Source organism: Klebsiella sp. S69, assembly GCF_016516145.1.
Taxonomy (GTDB): domain Bacteria; phylum Pseudomonadota; class Gammaproteobacteria; order Enterobacterales; family Enterobacteriaceae; genus Klebsiella; species Klebsiella oxytoca.
Map to the genome: position 1 here is coordinate 1 of NZ_JACVUU010000009.1, position 24,513 is coordinate 24,513.

23 protein-coding genes are annotated in these 24,513 nt (G+C 55.7%); 9 read left to right on the plus strand and 14 right to left on the minus strand.

What is annotated here, in order from left to right:
• Positions 1–300 precede the first annotated feature (300 nt).
• Complete coding sequence (locus IAE27_RS10440) at positions 301–1,203, minus strand: LysR substrate-binding domain-containing protein (protein ID WP_004100304.1); 903 nt, start codon at positions 1,201–1,203, stop codon at positions 301–303.
• Positions 1,204–1,585: 382 nt separating this feature from the next.
• Positions 1,586–2,278, minus strand: a complete 693-nt coding sequence (locus IAE27_RS10445) for a helix-turn-helix transcriptional regulator (RefSeq protein WP_004111460.1) — start codon at positions 2,276–2,278, stop codon at positions 1,586–1,588.
• A gap of 378 nt (positions 2,279–2,656) precedes the next feature.
• On the opposite strand from IAE27_RS10445, the gene otnK reads away from it, so the two are divergent.
• The 8 genes from otnK to IAE27_RS10485 are packed head-to-tail and all read left to right on the plus strand — an operon-like array spanning position 2,657 to position 9,408.
• The gene (gene otnK, locus IAE27_RS10450; protein ID WP_200092395.1) at positions 2,657–3,913 is read left to right on the plus strand and encodes a 3-oxo-tetronate kinase; all 1,257 of its coding nucleotides are present in this window, start codon (positions 2,657–2,659) and stop codon (positions 3,911–3,913) included.
• Positions 3,910–4,554, plus strand: coding sequence for an aldolase (locus tag IAE27_RS10455; protein WP_004111456.1), 645 nt, complete (start codon positions 3,910–3,912; stop codon positions 4,552–4,554). Before otnK ends, IAE27_RS10455 begins: the two co-directional genes overlap by 4 nt.
• Positions 4,555–4,560: 6 nt before the next feature.
• Positions 4,561–5,370 (plus strand): DeoR/GlpR family DNA-binding transcription regulator, encoded by an 810-nt coding sequence (locus IAE27_RS10460; RefSeq protein WP_017146329.1) that lies wholly within the window; start codon positions 4,561–4,563, stop codon positions 5,368–5,370.
• Positions 5,351–6,133 carry a hydroxypyruvate isomerase family protein gene (locus IAE27_RS10465; RefSeq protein ID WP_004111452.1) on the plus strand — a complete coding sequence of 261 codons (783 nt, stop codon included), beginning with the start codon at positions 5,351–5,353 and terminating at the stop codon, positions 6,131–6,133. Before IAE27_RS10460 ends, IAE27_RS10465 begins: the two co-directional genes overlap by 20 nt.
• 22 nt (positions 6,134–6,155) lie before the next feature.
• Positions 6,156–6,968 (plus strand): 3-keto-5-aminohexanoate cleavage protein, encoded by an 813-nt coding sequence (locus IAE27_RS10470; protein ID WP_024273924.1) that lies wholly within the window; start codon positions 6,156–6,158, stop codon positions 6,966–6,968.
• Positions 6,969–6,989: 21 nt separating this feature from the next.
• Positions 6,990–8,333, plus strand: coding sequence for a bile acid:sodium symporter family protein (locus IAE27_RS10475; protein ID WP_016807950.1), 1,344 nt, complete (start codon positions 6,990–6,992; stop codon positions 8,331–8,333).
• Between the two features lie 5 nt (positions 8,334–8,338).
• A complete protein-coding gene (locus tag IAE27_RS10480; protein WP_004100290.1) occupies positions 8,339–8,758 on the plus strand; it encodes a GlcG/HbpS family heme-binding protein in 420 nt (139 codons plus the stop codon).
• Positions 8,755–9,408: an aspartate/glutamate racemase family protein gene (locus IAE27_RS10485; RefSeq protein WP_023329450.1), complete on the plus strand. Its 654-nt coding sequence runs from the start codon at positions 8,755–8,757 to the stop codon at positions 9,406–9,408. Before IAE27_RS10480 ends, IAE27_RS10485 begins: the two co-directional genes overlap by 4 nt.
• A 97-nt stretch (positions 9,409–9,505) precedes the next feature.
• On the opposite strand, the gene sucD is transcribed toward IAE27_RS10485, so the two are convergent.
• The 8 genes from sucD to sdhC form a co-directional block, all read right to left on the minus strand.
• Positions 9,506–10,375 (minus strand): succinate--CoA ligase subunit alpha, encoded by an 870-nt coding sequence (gene sucD, locus IAE27_RS10490; RefSeq protein WP_004100288.1) that lies wholly within the window; start codon positions 10,373–10,375, stop codon positions 9,506–9,508.
• Positions 10,375–11,541: an ADP-forming succinate--CoA ligase subunit beta gene (gene sucC, locus IAE27_RS10495; RefSeq protein ID WP_004100286.1), complete on the minus strand. Its 1,167-nt coding sequence runs from the start codon at positions 11,539–11,541 to the stop codon at positions 10,375–10,377. The genes sucD and sucC overlap by 1 nt, the downstream gene beginning before the upstream one ends.
• 103 nt (positions 11,542–11,644) lie before the next feature.
• The gene (gene odhB, locus IAE27_RS10500) at positions 11,645–12,865 is read right to left on the minus strand and encodes a 2-oxoglutarate dehydrogenase complex dihydrolipoyllysine-residue succinyltransferase (protein WP_070555174.1); all 1,221 of its coding nucleotides are present in this window, start codon (positions 12,863–12,865) and stop codon (positions 11,645–11,647) included.
• A 14-nt stretch (positions 12,866–12,879) separates the two neighbouring features.
• Positions 12,880–15,687 (minus strand): 2-oxoglutarate dehydrogenase E1 component, encoded by a 2,808-nt coding sequence (sucA, locus tag IAE27_RS10505; RefSeq protein WP_004100282.1) that lies wholly within the window; start codon positions 15,685–15,687, stop codon positions 12,880–12,882.
• Positions 15,688–16,067: 380 nt separating this feature from the next.
• Positions 16,068–16,784: a succinate dehydrogenase iron-sulfur subunit SdhB gene (gene sdhB / locus IAE27_RS10510; protein WP_004100281.1), complete on the minus strand. Its 717-nt coding sequence runs from the start codon at positions 16,782–16,784 to the stop codon at positions 16,068–16,070.
• A gap of 15 nt (positions 16,785–16,799) precedes the next feature.
• The gene (gene sdhA / locus IAE27_RS10515) at positions 16,800–18,566 is read right to left on the minus strand and encodes a succinate dehydrogenase flavoprotein subunit (RefSeq protein ID WP_004100279.1); all 1,767 of its coding nucleotides are present in this window, start codon (positions 18,564–18,566) and stop codon (positions 16,800–16,802) included.
• Positions 18,566–18,913: a succinate dehydrogenase membrane anchor subunit gene (gene sdhD / locus IAE27_RS10520; protein WP_004100278.1), complete on the minus strand. Its 348-nt coding sequence runs from the start codon at positions 18,911–18,913 to the stop codon at positions 18,566–18,568. Before sdhD ends, sdhA begins: the two co-directional genes overlap by 1 nt.
• The gene (gene sdhC, locus IAE27_RS10525) at positions 18,907–19,311 is read right to left on the minus strand and encodes a succinate dehydrogenase cytochrome b556 subunit (RefSeq protein WP_004100277.1); all 405 of its coding nucleotides are present in this window, start codon (positions 19,309–19,311) and stop codon (positions 18,907–18,909) included. The genes sdhD and sdhC overlap by 7 nt, the downstream gene beginning before the upstream one ends.
• Before the next feature lie 640 nt (positions 19,312–19,951).
• On the opposite strand from sdhC, the gene gltA reads away from it, so the two are divergent.
• Positions 19,952–21,235 carry a citrate synthase gene (gene gltA / locus IAE27_RS10530; RefSeq protein ID WP_004100276.1) on the plus strand — a complete coding sequence of 428 codons (1,284 nt, stop codon included), beginning with the start codon at positions 19,952–19,954 and terminating at the stop codon, positions 21,233–21,235.
• 45 nt (positions 21,236–21,280) lie between these two features.
• Here gltA and nei read toward each other — a convergent pair whose 3' ends face one another.
• From nei to IAE27_RS10550, 4 genes are read right to left on the minus strand one after another with little or no spacing between them, the layout of a single operon-like run.
• The gene (gene nei, locus IAE27_RS10535) at positions 21,281–22,072 is read right to left on the minus strand and encodes an endonuclease VIII (RefSeq protein ID WP_108704062.1); all 792 of its coding nucleotides are present in this window, start codon (positions 22,070–22,072) and stop codon (positions 21,281–21,283) included.
• A 15-nt stretch (positions 22,073–22,087) separates the two neighbouring features.
• Positions 22,088–22,732, minus strand: coding sequence for a pyroglutamyl-peptidase I (gene pcp / locus IAE27_RS10540; RefSeq protein WP_064345070.1), 645 nt, complete (start codon positions 22,730–22,732; stop codon positions 22,088–22,090).
• A 9-nt stretch (positions 22,733–22,741) separates the two neighbouring features.
• Positions 22,742–23,737, minus strand: coding sequence for a DUF979 domain-containing protein (locus IAE27_RS10545; protein WP_004100273.1), 996 nt, complete (start codon positions 23,735–23,737; stop codon positions 22,742–22,744).
• Positions 23,734–24,459 (minus strand): DUF969 domain-containing protein, encoded by a 726-nt coding sequence (locus tag IAE27_RS10550; protein ID WP_023320579.1) that lies wholly within the window; start codon positions 24,457–24,459, stop codon positions 23,734–23,736. Before IAE27_RS10550 ends, IAE27_RS10545 begins: the two co-directional genes overlap by 4 nt.
• Positions 24,460–24,513 lie beyond the last annotated feature (54 nt).

Sequence of the window (24,513 nt, forward strand, 5' to 3'; positions counted from 1 at the left end):
GGTAGCCCGGACAGATGCGCAGCATCGCCTCCGGGGAGTTCAACGACTCTGCTCTCTACTGGGGTATTCTGCGCACAGCTCCCGGGGGCGGCGCTTGACGCGCCTTGCCCGGGCTACGGGTTCATTGCCGTTTGCAGCGCGGTAGCCCGGACAGATGCGCAGCATCGCCTCCGGGGAGTTCAACGACTCTGCTCTCTACTGGGCTACTCTGCGCGCTGCTCCCGGGGCGGCACTCAACGCGCCTTGCCCGGGCTACGGGTTCACCGCCGTTTGCGGGCCGGAAGCCCGGGCAAAGCACTGTCAGGCAGCCGACACCACCGATTTTTGCAGCAGCCAGTCGCGAAATACCTGCAAATGACGGGATTCCGTTTTATCCTCCTGCCACGTCATAATAAAACGGTTACCGGTACGAATCGGCACATCGCAGGGGATCACCATCTCACCGCTATCCAGGTCATGCTGAATGGCAAAACGCGGCAGTAGCGCGACTCCCAGATTTGAACGCACTGCCGCAATCAGCATCGAGAGCAGATCGAAACGTGGACCGATGTTGATCTGCGGGCTGGTGATATTCGACAGCGCAAACCACTCCTGCCAGCCGTGAATCCGCGTGCTTTGATGCAGCAGCGGAAATTCGCCCAGCAGCTCCTCCACCGCCAGCTTTTGCCCGGGTTCCGACAGCAGTCCGCAGCCGCACACCGGCAAAATCTCCTCTTCAAACAGATACTCCACTTCAGACCACGGCGAGCAAAAATCCTCGCGCATAATGGCGGCATCGTACTCGCGGCTCAGAAAATCACTCATGCTGGCCAGCGAATGAATATTAACGATGATGTCAGGATTTAATTTATTAAACTCGCGCAGGTTGGGGATCAGCCAGTGGGTGCTAAAGGTGGGATTAACGGCCAGTTCAAGAACCTGCACCGTCGGTTGCCAGGTCATAATCGAATTGGTATCACGCTCCAGTTTGTTCAACGTTTCTTTAACGATAGACAAATAATGCTTGCCGGCCTCATTTAAAAAAATCCTTTTTTTAGCATGATTAAATAATGACGTATGGAGGAAATCCTCCAGCGCCGTGACCTGTCGGAACACGGCGCTTTGTGTTAAAGCCAACTCTTCCGCTGCCCGGGTATAACTTTCATGGCGAGCCACAACCTCAAAAGTCACCAGTAATTCAGTTTTCGGTATTTTTCCTCTCATAACGTCTTCCATTTACGGCGTGCAAAAATTGTTTAATATATAAAAAAAGCGCGCAAGGACATCAGGTTAGCCCCCGGTGTTATATTTTATTTTACCGTCAGGTGTCATTGATCTATTCCATGATTAATGCATACTATCACTGATCAAATAATAACCAATGATACCCAGGCGCTACAATAAAGACAATTTAAACAACGTGATTGCTGCACAATTAAAAGCATTAAGTTGTCAATATTTTTTCACGTTAACTTGTTTATTAGCGAAGACATGAAGAGAGCCAATGGGAATTAATTACCTGGCCATGGGCATAATTGAAAAATTCCGCGATCGGGCACACATTATGAATGCTCCAGGAAAAATCTGTATTAGCCTGAATTCGAGGCTAACCGATGCGAGGTGAAGATCTCCAGAGGTTCCGTTCGCGGAACGACTGGGGGGTCGTGCGGTGAGCAGCGCGGAACACCCGGCAAAAGTAGCTGGTTTGCGCAAACTGAAGCTTACGCGCCACGCTGTCTATGGAATTAGCCGGGTCCCCGAGCAGCTCTCCGGCACGCTGCATTTTCTTCTGATTGACCCACACCTTAAAATTTACGCCCTGACGCTTTTTAAAAAAACGGCTGAAGTAGTTAGCGCTGAGACAAACATGGGCGGCAACAGATTCCAGAGACAGCTCATCATATAAATGTTCATCAATATAGCGCAGCGCAGCCGCCAGTTTTATTTCATGCGGCGATTTTTGCGCATAATAAAAAGTGCTCTTTTGTCGCGCCAGTCTCGCACCTTCCTCCTCTGCTTCTTCCATCGCTGAGTAATGACTAACGATGAAATGCAGAAGCCTTATCGCCGCCGAGCGATGATTATTATCGGTTGCTGCTCGATGGTCAAAAATAATATACCCGCATATTTCATTGCTTTGAACCAGCGGTAGGGAAAAGAACTCTGCCCCCGCATAGCAATCGGGCAAGCGACCGTCGGTTACCTTAATAACTGTCGCCGTCAGCCCCGTTGCCCGCGAAAAAACATCTGTTAACGAACTAAAAAAAACGATGCCATTATCCCTTTTATTTTCCGCCATCTTATTCTCCGTAAGCTTTTGCAAGCGATTAATATGCAAAATCTTACGGATAAAAAGGATGATGACTGACGCAAAAAATAATCTCATTTAAACAGATGAATATGATCAAAATGCACAACCGTTACGCCGGTTCAGGAGGTCGATGCCTGAGAGCGGCCCGCGATCAGGCGGCCAGCGTTCTCAAACTTTAACGAATCTTCACAGAAAACTGTGAGCACAAATTTCTGACCGACAAATGATTAATTGTTATATTTCATATAGTTATAAAAATATCATGCGTTTTCGTGATGTTGTTGTTTGTGAGAATCATCATGTGAATGTGAAATGCCCTCCTGAATAATAGGTTCAATGTGAAAACAACTTGAACGGAGTGGATCCATGGCCGTCACTACAGGCGTTATCGCCGACGATTTTACCGGCGCAACGGATATAGCAAGCTTTATGGCTGAACAGGGCTGGCGAGTCGCGCTGCTGCCCGGCATGCCCGATATCACTCAGTGCTGGAACGAAGAGGTTGACGCTATCGTCATCTCGTTGAAGAGCCGCGCTTTACCGGCAGAACAGGCCGTCGCCCAGTCCCTGGCCTGCGCCCGCTGGCTAAGACAAAACGCCGGCGTCCGCCAGCTCTATTTCAAGTATTGCTCAACCTTTGACTCCACGCCGGCGGGCAACATCGGCCCGGTAAGCGATGCGCTGATGAACGACATTCAGGCCCCGCTAATCGTTCACTGCCCCGCTCTGCCGCAAAACGGGCGCACGGTGGTCCACGGCCATCTGTTTGTGAACGGGGTGCTGCTTAACGAATCCGGTATGGAAAAACATCCGCTAAATCCGATGACCGATGCCAGCGTACCGCGCCTGCTGGCCGCGCAGACGGCCAGCCCGGTTGGGCACATTGCTCTCAATACGATTCGCAGCGGTGTGGAAGCGGTCACTTACGCCTTAGAACGCTATCAGACTGAAGGGACGCGCCATGTGATTGTCGATACGCTGGACGACACCGATCTCCATACCCTGGCTCAGGCGCTGCAGGAGTATCCGCTGCTGGCCGGAGGTTCCGGTCTCGGCGGCGCGCTGGCCGCTAACGCTGGTGGTCATCATGTTGCGTCGCCGCACCGCTTTCCCTCTCCCGCCAGAGCAGTCGTGTTCTCCGGAAGCTGTTCGACGATGAGCAACCGCCAGGTCAACCGCTATAAAGCCCAGGCGGCATCCTGTTTGCTTGACGTTGCCCGCTGCCTGTCGGATACCGAAAGCTACAGCGACGAGCTGTCTACCTGGGCGATGGCACATATCAGCGACCCGCTCGCGCCGCTACTTTATGCCACCCAGCCGCCAGAGGCGCTACAGCGCATTCAGCAGGAATACGGCGAACAGGCCGCCAGTCGGGCAATCGAACGCACTTTCGCCCGGCTGAGCGCCAAACTTCTGGCCGCAGGCGTCAACACCTTTATTGTCGCTGGCGGAGAAACCTCCGGCACCGTCGTGGAAGCGCTACAGGTGAAGCGCCTGGCCGTCGGCAGAGCGATCGCGCCGGGCGTACCCTGGGTCTTCTCCTCCGGCCTGGCGCTGGCCCTGAAGTCAGGCAACTTTGGCGACGAAGATTTCTTTTTTACGGCCCAGGAGTATCCATCATGAATCCGGTGAGTGAACACCAACTCCGCGAACAGCTGGTCCACTATGGGCGCTCGCTGTTTATGCGCGGCTACAGCAGCGGCGGTTCCGGCAATCTCAGCGTGAAGCTGCCGGACGGCGGCTATCTGGTGACCCCAACCAATTCCTGTCTGGGTGAACTGCAGGCCGCCACCCTGAGTCGACTGGATGCCGATGGCGTGCATCTCAGCGGCGATAAGCCGTCAAAAGAGGTCCCTATGCATCTGGCGTGGTACCGCCACCGGCCTTCCTGCGGGGCCGTAGTACATCTGCACTCTCCGTGGCTGACCGCGCTCTCCTGTCTACCGTGCGCCACGCCGGAAAACTGCCTGCCGCCGCTAACGCCGTACTACGTGATGCGCGTCGGACGGCTGCCGCTGCTGCCCTATTTCAAACCCGGACACGAGGGCATTGCCAGCGCGCTCAGTGACATCGCCGCAGACCATACGGCGGCGCTACTGGCCAATCACGGGCCGGTAGTGAGCGGTCGCTCGCTGCGCGAGGCGGTGTTTAACGCCGAAGAACTGGAAGACAGCGCCCGTATCTGGCTGACCTTAAAACCGCTCGGCTATGTCCCGCTCTCAGAAGCAGCGGTGGCCGAACTCGAACAATCCCGACAGGCCTGAGGTGCGATGATGATCCCGGAACAACGGCGCGACTTTATTTACCGCTACGTGCATGAAAAAAACGCCGCCTCCTTCAATGAACTGGCGGAGCTGATGAGCGTGTCGCATATGACGGTACGCCGCGACATTCAGCTGCTGGAAGAAGAAGGCAAGGTTATCGCCATTAACGGCGGCGTAAAGCTCAATAATCTGCTTAAATCCGAGCTGCCGTGGCGAGAGAAAGCGGAGTTGCATCATGAAGTAAAACGCAAAATGGGCCAGCTGGCGGCGATGCTCATCGAGCCAGGTCAAACGCTCTACCTCGATGCCGGCACCTCGTTGTTTGAAGTGGCGAAAGCGGTGGCCGCCAGCCGCTGTTTTAACCTGACGGTCGTCACCAACGACTTTTCCATCAGCCACTACCTGATGGATATGCCGCATATCACGCTCTATCACACCGGCGGCCTGGTGGACCAGCGCAACCGCTCAAGCATTGGAAAAAGCGCCGCCAGCTTTCTTCGCACCATTAATATTGACGTGGCGTTTCTGAGCTCCTCTTCGTGGGATACCGAACGCGGGATGTCAACGCCGAGCGAAGGGAAAGCCTCGGTCAAGGAGGCGGTGCTCACCGTTTCCCGGCGTCGGGTACTGGTCTGCGATAGCAGTAAATTTGGCAAATACGGCATGTTCCATATCTGCGGGCTGGAGCAATTGACCGATATTGTTTCTGATAACCGGCTACCGGAGGATGCGCAACACACTATTGCCAGCCAGGGGGTGAAGCTGCATCTGGTAGATAGCCGGGAGGGAGCGCATCATGCTGAAGCTCGCGGCTAACCTCGATTGGCTATTTACCGATTTACCGATAGCGGCACGTTTCCAGGCGGCAAAAGCGGCCGGTTTTCACGGCATTGAAGGGCTATTTCTCTGGCAACACCCGCTGGAACAGCTGCAGGCGGCACAGCGGCAAACGTCTCTACCGTTGGTGCTGATGAACGCTCCGGCAGGCAACTGGTCTCAGGGTGAACGCGGGCTGGCAGCGCTACCCGGGCGCGAAGAGGAGTTTCACCGCAGTCTGGAGCGGGCTCGTCATTATGCCACGGCGCTGGGCTGCCGCCGGGTTCACGTTATGGCGGGCTTGCGCTGCGACGCTCTGACGCATCAGGCCCAGCTTGAGCTCTTGCGCAACAGGCTGCGTATCGCCTGCGATGTGCTGGCTGTTGCGGGAATAGACGTGCTGATTGAACCATTAAACTCGCAGGATATGCCCGGCTATTTTATTGATAGCTTTCCGCTGGCCGCAGCAATCATTGACCAGGTCGCCAGGAACAATATCGGTTTACAGTTTGATATTTATCACTGCCAGAAAATTCACGGCAACGTCGCCAAAAATATTGAACGCTACTTTACGCTTATCAAACATATTCAAATTGCTTCCGTTCCTTATCGCCATGAACCTGGGACCGGCGAATTAAATGAAGCATGGTTATTCGATTTTATTAAAAAAATGAACTACAAGGGCTGGATTGGTTGTGAATATCAACCCTCAACATCAGGCCCTGAATCATTACGCTGGATAACGCCTTACCTGGAATTTTAATCTCTCTGTACCGGAGGAAAATATGTCGGATACCGTTATTATCTCGCTGGCGCCCGTTGCCGCGGATTGCCCTCGAGTCATACCCGAAGAACTGGCGCAGGAAATACTCGCCAGCGTAGAATATGGCGCGGCGATTGTTCATCTGCACGTCCGTGATAAGCAGGGGCGTCTGACGCCGGACACCGTCGATTTTCAGGCCACAATCGACCCTGTGATGCGCCATTCAAACCTGATAATTCAGGCCTCTACCGGCGGCGTCTCTTCGCTGTCCATCGCCGAACGCTGCGCGCCCCTGGCCTGCTCAGGAGTGGAGATGGCGTCGCTTAACGTCGGCTCCGTTAACCTTGGCGATGCCGTTTACTTTAATCCCGGCCCGGACGTCGAATATTGTGCAAGACAAATCATCGCGCATAACATAATTCCCGAGTTTGAAGTTTTCGAAATTGGCATGATTAATAATATCCTGGCTCTGCAGGAAAATATCAAATTCAAAACCCCGATGCTGTTTAATATTGTACTGGGGCATCGCGGCACTACTCCCGCCACGATTGATACATTAATTGCCATGCGCAGCATGCTCCCCCGCGAGGCCTTATGGGGAATAACGCATTTTGGCAGAAAGAATTTCGATATTATCGCTGCCGCGGTCGCCATGGGCGCCAGCGAGGTTCGAATTGGCTTTGAGGATAGCTATTATTTAAGCGCGGAAGAAAAAGCCCAGAATAACTATCAGCAGGTCGCCAAACTCGCCACCCTGATTCGCAGCATGGATAAGAAAGTCGCCACGCCCGACATTGCGCGGCAAATGTTATCTATTCCCCCCCGGCAGCAATAACAACAGAAAGGACATTTCGCTATGACTATGACCACTGTTATTCACAAAACCGGTCTCGGCGTCAGCATCGCCGGCGCCGCCCTGGCGGCGGTTGGCGCGCTGATGCATTCACCCGCGCTCTGGCAGCCTGGGCTGGTGATGTTCACCGCCGGTTTTGCGGCGGGAGCAGGATACTGGCCGGGGTTACGCAGCTATCAGTTTACCTTGTGGATCATCGCCGGTTTCGTTGCCGCGATGACCTGGTCTACGGATCTGATCGTCTGGGGCGGCTTTAACATCACCCATAAATGGATCGTTTTCCTGGTCATCCAGGCCACTATGTTCAGCATGGGCACCAAGCTGACGATCCAGGATTTTATCGATGTCGCCAAAATGCCGTGGGCGGTGTTTATCGGTACCTTCTGCCATTTTGTCATTATGCCCCTGCTCGGCCTGACCATTACCCTGGTCTTCAACTTTCCGCCGGAAGTCGCGGTGGGCATCCTGCTGATTGGCGCGTGTCCCAGCGGCCTCTCTTCGACGGTGATGGTTTACATCGCCAACGCTAACCTGGCGCTGGCGGTATCGATAGCGGCAGTATCAACCCTGGCGGCCACGGTGATGACGCCGCTGTGGGTTAACCTGCTGGCGGGCTCGATGATCGATATTCAGCTGACCGCAATGGTGATGGACGTGGTGAAAATCGTGCTCATCCCGATCGGCGCGGCGATCTTACACGACTACCTGAAAACCTACGCCAGTATACGCGGCCGCCGTATTGTGCAGGGACTGGCCGGGCTCGGCGCCCTGTGGCTGCTGTATATGAGCGCCGGAGGCTGGAACACGCTGTTCGCCAGCGCCGGCGCCGAAGCGCAAATGTACGCCGTGGTTGTCAACTTCGTGGCTGGCGGTCTCGTCTGGGCGCTGTTTTACAACTGGCTGTATGGTCGCGTTGAAGGTATTAAGAAAATCATGCCGACTATCTCGATGATAGGGATTATTTTCTTCACGACCACCGCCGCCGCTGCGGGACGCGACAACCTGGTGCAGGTCGGCTTCCTGCTCTGTTTCGCCATGCTGATGCATAACCTCGGCGGTTTCCTGATTGGCTATCTGATGAGTCGCTGGATCTTTCGCATGGACGTACAGTCCGCCCGTACCGTGGCCTTTGAAGTCGGACTGCAAAACGGCGGAATGGCGTCGGGGCTTGCCGCCGCGATGGGCAAGCTGGCAACAGTGGGCCTTGCTTCCGCGGTGATGACTCCGCTTGGCAACGTCAGCGGCTCGCTGCTGGCGAACTACTGGCGCAAAAAGGACGCCCGACAGGCGCAGGCCGCCGCGAACAACCCCGCTCAAACCGTTTCTGAACATCTTTCAAAAGGATAATCACCATGACGACTCTCACTCTGGAACAGGCTTTACGCGCCGTAGCGTTCGCGCTTGACCTCGCTGACTCCTGCTATGCAAAGCGCCCGCTAAGCGTAGCGGTGTGCGACGCCAGCGGGGAGCTGCTCAGCTTCGCGCGGATGGACAATGCCAAATTGTTAACCATTGAACTTACCCAGCGCAAGGCGCATACCAGCAGTCGCCTCGGCTGTACCACGCAGGCATTTTTACAGCGCCTGCAAAAAGAGCAGCTGGACATCAGTTACTTTGCCGATCCGCATTTTACCGCCCTGCCCGGCGGGGTCCCGCTTCTGTACGACGGTAAATGTCTCGGCGCCGTCGCGGTAGGCGGGCTATCGGCACAGGAAGATCACGACGCGGCGCTGGCCGTCGCAGAAAATTTGCTTAAGGAGATAGCCCAATGAAAAAGATCGCTATGCTGCACACCAGTTCAGCGACGCTCGCGATGATGCAGCAGCTGATTGCCGATATCATGCCGGAAGTGGAAGTCATGCATCTGGTGGAAGAATCCATGATCAAGCAGGTAATGAAGGCCGGAGGGGTAACGCCGAATATTGCCGCCCGCATCGCCGACTACGTGCATATTGCCGAAAAAGCGGACTGCGATATTTTCATTACCGCCTGCTCTTCTATTGGCACGGCGGTGGAACAGTGCCAGTTTCTGACGCCGCTTCAGCTCGCCCGTATTGACAGCGCGATGGTCGAAGAAGCGATTGAAAAAGGCGAGCGTATCGCCGTGCTGGCAACCGTAGCGACCACGCTAAAGCCGACGCTGGATTACGTCCAGCGCAAAGTACAGGAGAGCGGTAAGCCGCGCGCCATTACCCCCATATTAATGGAAGAGGCTTTTCACGCACTGCTGGCAGGCGATATGGATACCCATGACCGAATCGTCAGTGAAGGGCTACAAAGCGCGTTTAGCCAGGCGGATGTAGTGATGCTGGCGCAAGCCTCGATGGCCCGGGTATTACAGCAGCTCCCTGCCCCGCCGGTACCGGTCATGACCTCACCAGAAAGCGGGATTCGCTGGCTGAAAGCGCTGGCGGAAAGCTGAGTTACGGGCAAAAAAAAGGCCATCATCAGATGGCCAACCATGTCGAAACTGGACCAGCCCTTGACCATGCAGAAAGTCAGGGCTGTTTTTTTACTTATTACTTAATGACGGTTTTCAGCGCTTCGCCGATATCGGCCAGGCTGCGAACGGTTTTCACGCCAGCGGCTTCCAGAGCGGCGAATTTTTCATCCGCCGTCCCTTTACCACCCGCAATGATGGCACCCGCGTGCCCCATACGTTTGCCTTTCGGCGCGGTCACGCCGGCGATGTAGCCGACAACCGGTTTGGTCACATGATCTTTGATGTAAGCGGCCGCTTCTTCTTCCGCGCTACCGCCGATCTCACCGATCATCACAATCGCTTCGGTCTGCGGATCTTCCTGGAACAGTTTCAGGATATCGATGAAGTTGGATCCCGGAATCGGGTCGCCGCCGATGCCCACGCAGGTGGACTGACCAAAGCCGTAGTCGGTGGTCTGCTTAACCGCTTCATAGGTCAGGGTACCGGAACGGGAAACGATGCCCACTTTACCCGGCTGGTGAATGTGGCCCGGCATGATGCCGATTTTGCATTCGCCCGGAGTGATCACGCCCGGGCAATTCGGCCCGATCATGCGCACGCCCGCTTCGTCGAGCTTCACTTTCACGGTCAGCATATCCAGCGTCGGGATACCTTCGGTGATGGTGATAATCAGCTTAATGCCAGCATCGATAGCTTCCAGAATAGAATCTTTGCAGAACGGCGCCGGAACGTAGATGACGGATGCGGTTGCGCCGGTGGCTTCGACCGCTTCGCGAACGGTATTGAATACCGGCAAGCCCAGATGCGTGGTGCCGCCTTTGCCCGGGGTGACGCCGCCGACCATTTGCGTACCGTAAGCGATGGCTTGTTCAGAGTGGAATGTGCCCTGGCTACCGGTGAAACCCTGGCAGATAACCTTGGTGTCTTTATTGATTAAAACGGACATTATTTCCCCTCCACTGCGGCAACAACCTGCTGAGCTGCATCCGTCAGACTTTTCGCTGCAATAATATTCAGGCCGCTGTCAGCCAGTTTCTTCGCGCCCAGTTCGGCGTTGTTACCTTCCAGACGTACGACTACCGGTACGTTAACGCCCACTTCGGCAACCGCGCCGATGATGCCGTCGGCAATCAGGTCGCAGCGTACAATACCGCCGAAGATGTTAACCAGAACCGCTTTTACGTTGTCATCAGAGAGGATGATTTTGAACGCTTCAGTAACGCGCTCTTTGGTTGCGCCGCCGCCAACGTCAAGGAAGTTAGCCGGTTCGCCGCCGTGCAGCTTAACGATGTCCATGGTGCCCATCGCCAGGCCCGCGCCGTTAACCATGCAACCAATGTTGCCGTCCAGCGCGACGTAGTTCAGTTCCCACTGCGCAGCCTGCGCTTCGCGCGGATCTTCCTGCGACTGGTCGCGCATTTCGCGCAGATCCGGCTGGCGGAACAGCGCGTTGCCGTCAGCGCCCAGCTTGCCGTCGAGGCAGATCAGATCGCCCTGTTTGGTGATAACCAGCGGGTTGATCTCGATCAGCGCCAGGTCGCGCTCAAGGAAAATGGTCGCCAGGCCCATGAAAATTTTAGTGAACTGCTGAACCTGTTTACCTTCCAGACCCAGTTTAAACGCCAGTTCACGACCCTGGTAAGGCATCGGGCCCGCCAGCGGATCGAGGGCGATCTTATGGATCAGATGCGGAGTCTCTTCCGCCACTTTTTCGATTTCCACGCCGCCTTCGGTGGAGGCCATGAAGACCACGCGACGGGAGCTGCGGTCAACTACCGCGCCCAGGTATAGCTCTTTATCGATATCGGTCGCGGCTTCAACCAGAATCTGGTTAACCGGCTGGCCGTTCGCATCTGTTTGATAGGTGACGAGGCGTTTGCCCAGCCAGTGCTCAGCAAATGCGCGAATGTCTTCTTTGCTTTTTACTACCTTCACACCGCCCGCTTTACCGCGGCCACCAGCGTGAACCTGACATTTCACTACCCACGGACCCGCGCCGATTTTAGAAGCGGCTTCTTCTGCTTCACGCGGAGTAGTACAGGCATAACCCACCGGCGCCGGTAAGCCATAGCGGGCAAAAAGTTGTTTTGCCTGATATTCATGTAAGTTCATGTGTTCAGTCCATCCTTCAGGGAATAATTATCTTTAAACCTGTAGGCCTGATAACGGCGCCAGGGCGCGTTATCCGGCCTACGGTAGGTAATACTCTTGCTGACTACACGTCCAGCAGCAGACGAGTCGGGTCTTCCAGCAGCTCTTTAATCGCTACCAGGTAGCCTACCGATTCACGTCCGTCGATCAGACGGTGGTCGTAGGAGAGCGCCAGGTACATCATCGGCAGAATTTCTACCTTACCATTCACCGCCATCGGGCGATCTTTAATGGCATGCATACCCAGAATCGCGCTCTGCGGCGGGTTGATGATCGGCGTGGACATCAGTGAACCGAATACGCCGCCGTTGGTAATGGTGAAGTTACCGCCGGTCAGATCGTCTACGGTCAGCTTGCCGTCGCGGCCTTTTACTGCCAGCTCTTTAATTTTCTTCTCGATATCCGCCATGCCCAGCAGGTCGACATCGCGCAGAACCGGCGTTACCAGGCCGCGCGGCGTAGAGACCGCCATGCTGACGTCGAAGTAGTTGTGGTACACCACGTCATCGCCATCGATAGAGGCGTTCACTTCCGGGTAGCGCTTCAGCGCTTCCACTACCGCCTTCACGTAGAAGGACATAAAGCCCAGACGGATACCGTGACGTTTTTCAAACGCTTCGCCGTACTGCTTACGCAGATCCATAATTGGCTTCATGTTGACTTCGTTGAAGGTCGTCAGCATGGCGGTAGAATTTTTCGCTTCCAGCAGACGCTCGGCAACGCGCTTGCGCAGACGGGTCATCGGCACGCGTTTTTCAGAGCGATTGCCCAGCTGTGGAGCCGGAGCAGCGGCTGGCGCTGCGGCCGGGGCCTCCGCCTTCGCTGGCGATTTCGCCAGGTGTTTCTCAACGTCTTCGCGGGTCAGACGGCCGCCAACGCCGGTGCCTTTAATGGCTGCCGCGTCGAGACTGTGTTCCGCCAGCAGACGGCGGATTGCCGGGCTCAGCGCATCGTTATTTTGCTCTTCCAGAGAAGCCTGCTGACGCTGGGCCGGAGTCGACTCTTTAGCATCAGCTTTCGCACCGGACTCTTTGCCCGCGCTGTTACCTTCGCGCAGGCGGCCGAGGATCTGACGGGAAAGCACGGTGGCGCCTTCGTCTTCAATCACCGCGTCCAGAATGCCATCCGCTGAAGCCGGTACTTCCAGTACCACTTTGTCAGTTTCGATTTCTACCAGCACTTCGTCACGAACAACCGCATCGCCCGGTTTTTTATGCCAGGTGGCAACCGTTGCGTCAGCTACGGACTCAGGCAGGTCGGGAACCAGAATATCTACGCTACTCATTATGTATCCTTTAATTAATCGACGTTCAGCGCGTCATTGACCAGATCTTGTTGCTGTTTCTGGTGAACGGACAGGTATCCTACCGCCGGAGAGGCGGAGGCCGGGCGGCCTGCATAACGCAGAGAGGCCCCAAACGGAATCACTTCACGGAAGTGATGCTGGCTGCAGTACCACGCGCCCTGGTTGAGCGGTTCTTCCTGGCACCAGACAAAATCATGCACGTGCGCATAAGGCTTCAGCGCTTCCTGTACCGCCTGATGCGGGAACGGATAGAGCTGCTCTATGCGAACGATAGCGACATCTTTTTGCTCGTTTTTACGACGCTGTTCCAGCAGGTCGTAGTAAACCTTACCAGAGCACAGCACAACCCGCTTCACTGCTTTCGGATCGAGCTGGTCGATTTCACCGATCGCTGGCTGGAAAGTGCCGTTAGCCAGTTCGTCCATGCTTGATACCGCCAGCGGGTGACGCAGCAGCGATTTCGGCGACATCACGATCAGCGGACGACGCATGCCGCGCAGCGCCTGGCGACGAAGCATATGGTAAACCTGCGCCGGGGTGGACGGTACGCAAACCTGCATATTCTGCTCAGCGCAGAGCTGCAGATAGCGCTCCAGACGCGCGGAGGAGTGCTCCGGGCCCTGGCCTTCGTAGCCGTGCGGCAGCAGCATCACCAGGCCGCACATACGGCCCCATTTCTGCTCGCCGGAGCTGATGAACTGGTCGATGACCACCTGCGCGCCGTTGGCGAAGTCGCCGAACTGCGCTTCCCAGATGGTCAGGGTGCGCGGCTCAGCGGTGGCGTAGCCGTATTCAAACGCCAGCACTGCTTCTTCCGACAGCACGGAGTCCCAGACTTTAAAATGGCCCTGGCCGTTGTGCACGTGCTGCAGCGGCGTATAGGTTGAGCCATTTTTCTGGTTGTGAATCACCGCATGGCGGTGGAAGAAGGTTCCGCGCCCGGAGTCTTCGCCGGACAGACGCACCGAAATGCCTTCATCGACCAGCGTGGCGTAGGCGAGGTTTTCCGCGCCGCCCCAGTCAAACATCTTCTCGCCGGCGGCCATAAGCTGACGATCGCCGTAGATTTTCGCCACGCGCGACTGCATTTCAACGGCTTCCGGCACCGTACTGATGCGTTTTGCCAGCTCCTGCAGACGCTTAGGTTCAACTTTGTCCGGATAGCTCTCATCCCACTCGTGGTTGAGGTACGGAGACCAGGTAAAGGAGTGCATATTCATCGGACGCCACTCCTTCACCACGCATTCGCCGGCATCCAGCGCGTCGCGGTAGAGGTTAACCTGCTCAGTGGCGTCTTCCAGCGTCGCGACGTTATCCGCTTCCAGCTTGTCAGCGTAGATTTTGCGCGGGGTCGGATGCTTTTTGATTTTCTGATACATCAGCGGCTGGGTTGCGCTCGGCTCGTCGGCTTCGTTGTGGCCGTGACGGCGGTAGCACACCAGGTCGATGAAGACATCGCGTTTAAAGGTGTTACGGAAGTCCAGCGCCAGGCGAGTCACGAAAGCGACCGCTTCCGGATCATCGGCATTCACGTGGAAAATAGGCGCCTGGACCATTTTACCAATATCGGTACAGTACGGGGTAGAACGCGCATCCAGCGGGTTGGAAGTGGTGAAACCCACCTGGTTGTTGATAACGATGCGTACGGTACCGCCGACTTCGTAACCGCGCGCTTTGGACATATTCAGGGTTTCCTGAACCACGCCCTGGCCGGTTACCGCGGCGTCGCCGTGAATGGTGATCGGCAGAACTTTGTTGCTGCTCGGTTCGTCGAGACGATCGAGACGAGCGCGGACGGAGCCGATAACCACCGGGCTGACGATTTCCAGATGCGACGGGTTAAACGCCAGCGCCAGGTGCACCAGGCCGCCTTCGGTTTCCATATCGGAAGAGAAGCCCATGTGGTACTTCACGTCACCGGTGCCGAGGTGTTCTTTATGTTTACCGGCGAACTCGTCGAACAGGTCCTGCGGTTTTTTACCCAGCACGTTGACCAGCACGTTCAGACGTCCGCGGTGCGCCATACCCAGCACCACTTCGCGGGTGCCGCTCTTACCCGCGTGGCGGATAATCTCTTTCAGCATCGGGATCAGCGCGTCGCCGCCTTCCAGCGAGAAGCGTTTAGCGCCCGGGAATTTCGCGCCGAGGTAGCGCTCCAGGCCTTCCGCCGCGGTCAATTCGCTGAGGAAGCGTTTTTTCTCTTCGGCGCTAAAGTTCGCTTTGCCTGCTACCGACTCAATGCGCTGCTGGATCCAGCGTTTTTCTTCGGTGGAGGTAATATGCATATATTCCGCGCCGATGGAGCCGCAGTAGGTCTGCTTAAGGGCGGAGATCAGATCGCCCAGCTTCATCGTATCTTTGCCGATGGCGAAAGAACCTACGTTATAGATCTCCTGGAAATCGGCCTCGGTCAGATCGTGGTAAGCCGGATCGAGATCCGCCACTCTCTCTTGCTGCCACAGTCCCAGCGGATCGAGATTCGCATGCTGGTGACCACGGAAGCGGTATGCGTTGATGAGCTGCAGGACTTTAACCTGCTTCACATTGGTGTCAGGGTCGGAAATCGAAGAAGTGTAACGCGAGGCATCCTTCGCCAGGCGGCGGAAATAATCACGCGTTTTGGAATGAAATTGATCCGGTTTGACTCCGGTGCCAGGTAACTGCTGGAACATAGAACGCCAGTTGGCGTCAACAGAGTCAGGATCGGTTAAGAAGTCTTCATAGAGCTGTTCTATCCAGCTCTGGTTCGAACCAGAGAGGTAAGAAGAGTCCAGCCAGGCTTTCATTGCGCCGTTCTGCATCGTGATCCCTTAAGCATTTATATGCTTATTTCGCCGTAGAAACTACCACGCACAGAAGTTGTACGTGCCGGGGTTCACTTGTTGCGGAGGAGTTGTGGTTTCGTCCGCTAAGGAACCTTTAAAAACTGCCATTAATCTTCGGCGTTCAGGCTGCGGTTGCGTTAGCTGCCTTCACTTACCCCGGTCACATAGTTCACTATGCTCCCGGGGATGCGTTCAGTTGCCGCCTTACCTCGCTCTGAACGCCTTGATTACTGGTACATATTTGGCGGTTTTTAAAGATTTCCTGCTATATCCCCCGGCGGCGCGAACGCTTGCCGGGGCTACTGTTTCGGATTGCCCGGATACGCGGTAGCGCCATCCGGGACAGACCGGGTTACTTACGCACTGCGCTGCAGCAGCATCGACTTAATATGGCCGATGGCGCGCGTCGGGTTCAGCCCCTTAGGACACACACTGACGCAGTTCATAATGCTGTGACAGCGGAATACGCTGAAAGCATCGCTCAGCCCTTCGAGTCGATCGCTGGTTTCGGTATCGCGGCTGTCGATCAGGAAGCGATACGCGGCCAGCAGGCCAGCCGGGCCGATAAACTTGTCCGGGTTCCACCAGAACGACGGGCAAGAAGTCGAACAACATGCGCAGAGAATACACTCGTACAAACCATCGAGTTTCTCACGCTGCTCTGGCGTCTGCAGATGCTCACGAGCCGGAGGATTTTGCCCATTATTCAATAAGTAAGGCTTAATCTTCTCATATTGTGCATAGAATTGCCCCATGTCTACCACCAAATCACGGATAACCGGTAATCCTGGCAGCGGACGGATAACAATTTTCTTACCCGGCTGATTCAGCGCGGAGATCGGCGTGATGCACGCCAGACCATTTTTACCGTTCATGTTCAGACCGTCGGAACCGCATACCCCTTCACGACAGGAGCGACGGAACGACAGCGACGGATCTTTCTCTTTCAGCTGGATTAACGCATCCAGCAGCATCATGTCACGACCCTCTTCCGCTTCCAGGGTGTAATCCTGCATGCGCGGAGCATCGTCTACGTCCGGGTTATAACGATAAACTGAAAACTCGAGTTTCATATTCCTGTCTCCGCATTAATAAGTACGAATCTTCGGCGGGAATGCCGGACGCAGTTTCGGTTCCATATTGACGCTACGACGCGTCATGGATTCCGACTCTGGCAGATACAGGGAATGGCACAGCCAGTTTTCATCATCACGATCCGGGAAGTCGAAGCGGCTATGCGCGCCGCGGCTTTCGGTACGATAATTTGCAGACATTGCGGTGGCGTAAGCGGTTTCCATCAGGTTATCCAGCTCCAGGCACTCAACGCGCTGGGTGTTGAACTCGCTGGAAGTATCATCCAGACGGGCGTTTTTCAGGCGCTCGCGGATGGCTTTCAGCTGCTCAAGGCCCTTCGCCATCGCATCCCCTTCGCGGAATACCGAGAAGTTATGCTGCATACACTCTTGCAGCGCTTTGCGGATTTCGACCGGATCTTCGCCATTCCGGTTGCCGTTCCAGCGGTTCAGACGTTCCAGAGAAGCGTCGATCTCGTCATCCGTCGCATCGCGCAGTACGCCCTGCTCGGCGATAGACTCTTGCAGATGCAGACCTACCGCGCGGCCAAAGACCACCAGGTCAAGCAGCGAGTTGCCGCCCAGACGGTTTGCGCCGTGTACCGATACGCAGGCGATTTCGCCTACCGCAAACAGCCCCGGAATCACCACGTCTTCGCCCTGCTCGTTGACGGTCAGCGCCTGGCCGCTCACTTTGGTCGGAATACCGCCCATCATATAGTGGCAGGTTGGAATGACCGGAATCGGCTCTTTCACCGGGTCGACGTGGGCAAAGGTACGGGAGAGTTCCAGGATACCCGGCAGGCGGGACTCAAGCACTTCTTTACCGAGGTGATCGAGTTTCAGCTTGGCGTGCGGGCCCCACGGACCGTCGCAGCCGCGACCTTCACGGATTTCGATCATGATGGAACGCGCCACTACGTCGCGACCCGCCAGGTCTTTCGCGTTCGGCGCATAACGCTCCATAAAGCGCTCGCCGTGTTTATTCAGCAGATAGCCGCCTTCGCCGCGGCAGCCTTCGGTCACCAGAACCCCCGCCCCGGCAATACCGGTCGGGTGGAACTGCCACATCTCCATATCCTGTACCGGAACGCCGGCGCGGATCGCCATGCCAACGCCGTCGCCGGTATTGATATGCGCATTGGTGGTGGACTGATAAATACGGCCGGCGCCGCCGGTCGCCAGCACGGTGGCGCGGGCTTTGAAGTAAACCACTTCACCGGTCTCGATGCACAGGGCGGTACAGCCGACCACCGCGCCATCGGCGTTTTTCACCAGATCCAGCGCGTACCACTCGGAGAAAATCGTGGTGTGATTTTTCAGGTTCTGCTGATAGAGAGTATGTAGCAGGGCGTGACCGGTACGGTCAGCCGCCGCAGCGGTACGTGCCGCCTGCTCGCCGCCGAAGTTTTTCGACTGGCCGCCGAACGGGCGCTGATAAATCGTGCCATTATCGAGACGCGAGAACGGCAGCCCCATATGGTCCAGCTCCAGAATCGCTTCCGGGCCGGTTTTACACATATATTCGATGGCATCCTGATCGCCAATGTAGTCCGACCCCTTAACGGTGTCGTACATGTGCCATTCCCAGTTATCTTCATGGGTATTACCGAGCGCGACGGTGATACCGCCCTGTGCGGAAACGGTATGGGAACGGGTCGGGAAAACTTTGGAGAGCAGCGCACAGCTTTGGCCGCTCTGGGAAATCTGCAGCGCCGCGCGCATACCTGCGCCACCGGCACCAATCACAACTGCATCAAATTCTCTGACAGGCAATTTCATTACACACCCCACACCACAACAAATCCATAAAGAACGTAAGCCACCAGCGCAACAACGATCAGCAGTTGCAGAATTAAGCGCACGGCCAGTGGTTTAACGTAGTCCGTTAACACCTGCCACATGCCGATCCAGGCGTGGATCAGAATGGAAACGAGAGCCAGCAGGGTGAAGACTTTAGTGAACGCGGAGGAGAAAAAGCCCGTCCAGACTTCCCATGAAATTTCACCTGTGGTGGCAAAGAAGCCAACCATATAGATGATGTAGAGGGTCAGAACGATAGCGGTAGCACGGACCAGAATAAAGTCATGTACGCCGTTGCGTCCTAGTGCTGAGGCGTTGCTTACCATACGAGGACTCCTGCGAGAAGTGAAAGCACGACAGTAATAACAAAAGAAATTTTGGCGGAGCGTGTCCCTGATTCGAGAGTTTCTGCAAGATAGCCAAAATCCATCAGCAGATGGCGGATACCGACCACCGCGTGATACGCCAGCGCGGTCAGGATGCCCCACATGATGAATTTCACAAAGAAGCTATCCATAATGGATGCCGCTGTGAGGAAACCTTCGGGAGAGGAAAGGCTGGTGCCCAGCAGCCAAAGCAGAATCCCGATCGCCACGAAGGTGATCACTCCGGATACGCGATGGAGAATGGACGCTATCGCCGTGATTGGGAACCGGATCGTTTGCAGATCCAGATTGACAGGTCTTTGTTTTTTCACATTTCTTACCATGAATAACGCCCACATGCTGTTCTTATTGTTTCCTTCCTCCGGTCTGCTTGCGGGTCAGACAGCGTCCTTATCTATAACTAAAAGTCATGTTAAAACGCCTTTCCAGGAGTTAAAGCGTGACAAAATAACGCTGGGTGGCTCGGGATTGCAGGGTGTTCCGGAGACCTGGCGGCAGTATAGGCCGTTCACAAAATCATTACAATTAACCTACATATAGTTTGTCGGGTTTTCTCCCGAACAGTGATCTATGTCACGATAACAACATATTTTTAATTTTTAATCATCTGATTTGACAAATATTAAACATTATTGTTACAACCATTACCAGATAAATGCAATAATACGCAAAAGTTATGGGGTCACTCTTTTACCTGAGAATAAGTTATGCAACAGTGAGAGAGTATTGACCGATGTAATCAGGACAGTTATTAGTGGTATATAGTTTTATAATATTCGGGCTGCTAAAACGCTGATTTGCTGCTGTTTCATCGTAGGCTGAAGACGTACCATCAAGCGCCCTTGCTCTGTACCCTGCCCCTTTCGCGACGCAGAGCGATGTGCAACATAACAAACTGGTAACGTCATCTGCTACGGGCCGAATGCAAATCCACCACCCCGGCAGTCTTAAGCAATAAAGGCGCTAAGGAGACCATAAATGTCTGATGCTAAAGCAAAAATCACCCTGGGTGGTGATACTGCTATTGAACTGGATGTGCTAAAGGGCACTCTCGGTCAGGATGTTATTGATATTCGTAGTCTTGGTTCAAAAGGTGTATTTACTTTTGACCCTGGTTTCACCTCAACCGCATCCTGCGAATCTAAAATCACCTTTATCGACGGTGATGAAGGTATCCTGCTGCACCGCGGTTTCCCGATCGATCAGTTAGCAACCGACTCTAACTATCTGGAAGTATGCTACATCCTGTTAAACGGTGAGAAACCGACCCAGGCACAGTACGACGAATTTAAAACCATCGTGACGCGCCACACCATGATTCACGAGCAGATCACTCGTCTGTTCCACGCGTTCCGCCGCGATTCTCATCCGATGGCCGTCATGTGCGGTATTACCGGCGCGCTGGCTGCGTTCTATCACGATTCGCTGGATGTAAATAACCCACGCCACCGCGATATCGCCGCATTCCGTCTGCTCTCCAAGATGCCGACGATGGCGGCAATGTGTTACAAATATTCCATCGGCCAGCCTTTCGTTTATCCGCGCAACGACCTCTCCTACGCGGGTAACTTCCTGAATATGATGTTCTCCACGCCGTGTGAAAAATATGAAGTGAACCCGATTCTGGAACGCGCAATGGACCGTATTCTGATCCTGCACGCCGACCACGAACAGAACGCTTCCACCTCCACCGTGCGGACTGCCGGCTCTTCCGGCGCGAACCCGTTTGCCTGCATCGCTGCGGGCATTGCTTCCCTGTGGGGACCGGCACACGGCGGCGCCAACGAAGCGGCGCTGAAGATGCTCGAAGAGATCAGCTCCGTTGAACACATTCCGGAATTCGTCCGTCGCGCGAAAGACAAAAACGACTCTTTCCGCCTGATGGGCTTTGGCCACCGCGTGTACAAAAATTACGACCCGCGCGCCACCGTTATGCGTGAGACCTGCCACGAAGTGCTGAAAGAGCTCGGTACCAAAGACGATCTGCTGGAAGTGGCCATGGAGCTTGAGCACATCGCGCTCAACGACCCGTACTTCATCGAGAAGAAACTCTACCCGAACGTCGATTTCTACTCCGGTATCATCCTCAAAGCGATGGGCATTCCGTCTTCGATGTTTACCGTTATCTTCGCGATGGCGCGTACCGTGGGCTGGATTGCGCACTGGAACGAAATGCACAGCGATGGCATGAAAATCGCCCGCCCGCGTCAGCTCTATACCGGCTACGAAAAACGCGACTTCAAGAACGATATCGCTCGCTAAGTCAGCTTTCGCAGCGACAAAAAACGCGCCTGAAGGCGCGTTTTTTTATTGCTGGCATCCGGGGCACCAGTAAAACGGCCGCGACGAGAGCATGGTCCTCTCGATAATCCCGCCGCAGCGCTCGCAGACCTCACCCTGGCGATGAAAAACCTTAAAGCGAAACAGCGCGCCGTGGTGCTTATTGTCGTCCACCAGACCGCGCGTGTTATAGGACAAACGCGGGATCTCCAGCAGCGCATGGGCCAGCGCATCGAGCTGCTTTTCATCCAGTTCAGAGGCTTTGTGACGACCGGTTAGCCCAACCTGCCAGAGGATCTCCACGCGCAGATAGTTGCCCAATCCGGCAAGAAACGCCTGATCCAGCAGCAGTCCGGAGAACTGGCGGTTGCGGAATTTCGCCGACAGCAGCCGCTCTTTAACCTGTTCAACGCTAAGGCTCATATCGAGCACATCCGGTCCGACCCGCAACAAAAATGGATGTTGGGCGAGCTGCTCAGGCGTCAGCATTTCAATATCGGAGGCGCTGTAGAGCAAAATCGCTCTACGCGCCGTCTGCAGCCGAACGCGCAACACGCGCGTGGTTTCTGGCTGCGCCCCCGCATCCACCACTCGCCAGACGCCATACAGCTGATTGTGGCTATACAGCGTTAATCCGCCGGAGAAATGGGTCAACAGCGCCTTACCGCGTGTTTCAATGCGTGTTACTCGCTGGCCGACAAGCTGGGATTGATAATGTTGTAACTGCGGGAAGGCGAACCACGCCTCAGTCAGGGGTTCGCCTTTAATCGCCGCTTCCAGGCTATCCGCCGCACGGCGAATTTCCGGACCTTCCGGCATAATAATATCCTTGTGTTAATGCGTTGCGCCGCCGCCGATTTTCACGTCGCCATCCTGCTGCAGGGCAACGGCGATAGCCGTTTCCAGCGCCGCACGCACCGTCTCTACCGCCATACTGGCGGCACCGGGGTGAGCCGCAGCCTGCTCAGGCAAATACGGAATATGGATAAACCCGCCCTTCACTCCGCTGCTGTTACGCAGGCTATGCAGCAGACCGTACATCACGTGATTACAGACAAACGTCCCGGCCGTCTGCGATACCGACGCCGGGATCCCCTTGCTGCGCAGCGCGGCAACGATCGCTTTGATCGGCAGCGTGCTAAAGTACGCCGCCGGACCGTCAGCCACGATCGGCACGTCAATGGGCTGCAGACCTTTATTATCCGGGATCCGCGCATCATCGACGTTGATCGCTACCCGTTCAACGGTGATGTCGACGCGACCGCCCGCCTGACCAATCGCCAGGATCAGGCGCGGCTGCAGCTCATCCAGTGCGGCGTTCAGCGCCGTCAGGGCATCGCCGAAGACGCAGGGCAGCTGCCGCGCCACTACCGGTTGCCCGGCAATGATAGCGCCATCCAGCTGCTTTACCACTTCCCACGAAGGGTTAACCGCTTCGCCGCCGAACGGTTCAAAACCGGTAATCAATACGCCAGCCATCATCCCTCCTTACAGGAACATCAGGAAATAGAGCAAAAATACGTTCACGATAAGCAACATAATGCCGGTCGGCACCTGAGCTTTGATCACCGCGTTTTTGTCCGGCAGCTCCAGCAGCGCGGCCGGGACGATATTGAAGTTCGCCGCCATAGGCGTCATCAGCGTTCCACAGTAGCCGGAGAACATGCCAATTGCCGCCATCACCGCCGGGTTACCGCCGTGCTGCAGCACCAGAATCGGGATCCCGACCCCTGCCGTCACGATGGGGAAAGCGGCAAACGCGTTGCCCATCACCATCGTCAGCAGCGCCATACCAAGGGTATAGACGGCGACGGCGATAAACCGGCTGTCCACCGCCAGATAGTGCTGCGTCAGCCAGGAGATGCTGTTGCCGACGCCCGCGGCGGTAAACAGCAGCCCAAGAACCGCCAGAATTTGCGGCAAAATAAACGCCCAGCCCACAGAATCCAGCAGACGGCGAGCTTCCTGTAACGGCTGAACCGCCGTTTCATGGGTCATGCGGATAGCCATCACCAGACCAATCAACGTGCCCGCGGTCATTGAAAACAGCGTAATCAGCGTGGCGTGATTGCCCGGGCCAAAGATGGCGACCTGCAGCGAGGGCAAATTATTAAACAGCAGGACGCCGATCACCGTCACTACCGGGATCGCCAGCGCCGGGAAAAACAGCCGATTGCCGAGGCGCGCGGCGCTGGCGCTGCGTTCTTCCTGCGAGCGCTGGTGATAACGACCGAGACGCACGCCGCCAAATCCGGCGATCAGCGCCAGCACCACGACCACCACGCCAACGCCGATATTGACGAGGCGCTTGTCGCCGACCAGCGCATAGGTCCAGTCGCCGAACAGAAAGACCACGCCGTACAGACCCCAGAACAGACCGGTTGTCAGCCTGCGCGGATTAGCCTTATCGCGCCATGACATCACCGCCACCACCAGCAGAACGACGCCCGCCAGCCAGTACAGCCAGGTTTGCTGAAAATTCATGCGGCACCGCCTTTCGCCTGTCCGGCGTTAACCTTGTCCAGCTCGCGCTGGAGATGACGGTCGAGGCGCCACAGGCGGGCAGAGTGGATCAGGAAGGCGCATACCGCCGTTGGGATCCCCCACAGGGCAATATGCAGCGGCTCAGTCTGAATGCCCCCCGACTCCAGCATAAAGTTATGCATAAAGATAATCGCCCCGAAGGCAACGAAAATATCTTCGCCGAAGAACAGGCCCACGTTGTCGGTGGCCGCCGACATCGCGCGCAGGCGATAGCGGACATTTCCCGGCAAGGCGCCAAAGTTTTTTTCCGCCGCCCCTTCCGCCATCGGCGCCAGAAGCGGGCGCACCATCTGCGGATGACCGCCCAGGCTGGTAAGGCCCATCGCCGCGGTCACTTCACGCACGAAAAGATAGACGATTAGCAGACGACCAGCGGTGGCGCTGCGGATTTTCGCGATCCACGTCTGCGCGCGCTCTTTCAGACCGTGCCGCTCCAGCAGGCCAATCACCGCCAGCGGCAACAGAAGAATAAACGGCAGATTGCGGGTATTGAGAAATCCTTCACCCAGCTTCTCCAGAATGGTCGCGATCGGCATATGCGCCGTCAGACCCGTGATGATCCCGGAAACAATAACCACCAGCACCGGGTTAAAACGCAGAACAAATCCGACCACGATCGCGGCAATGCCGATCAGCGGCCAGAGAGATAATGACTCTCCCATAATTACATCCTGTATGTTGTTGTGAAGTGTTGTTTGTTGTTAATTTATTGATTA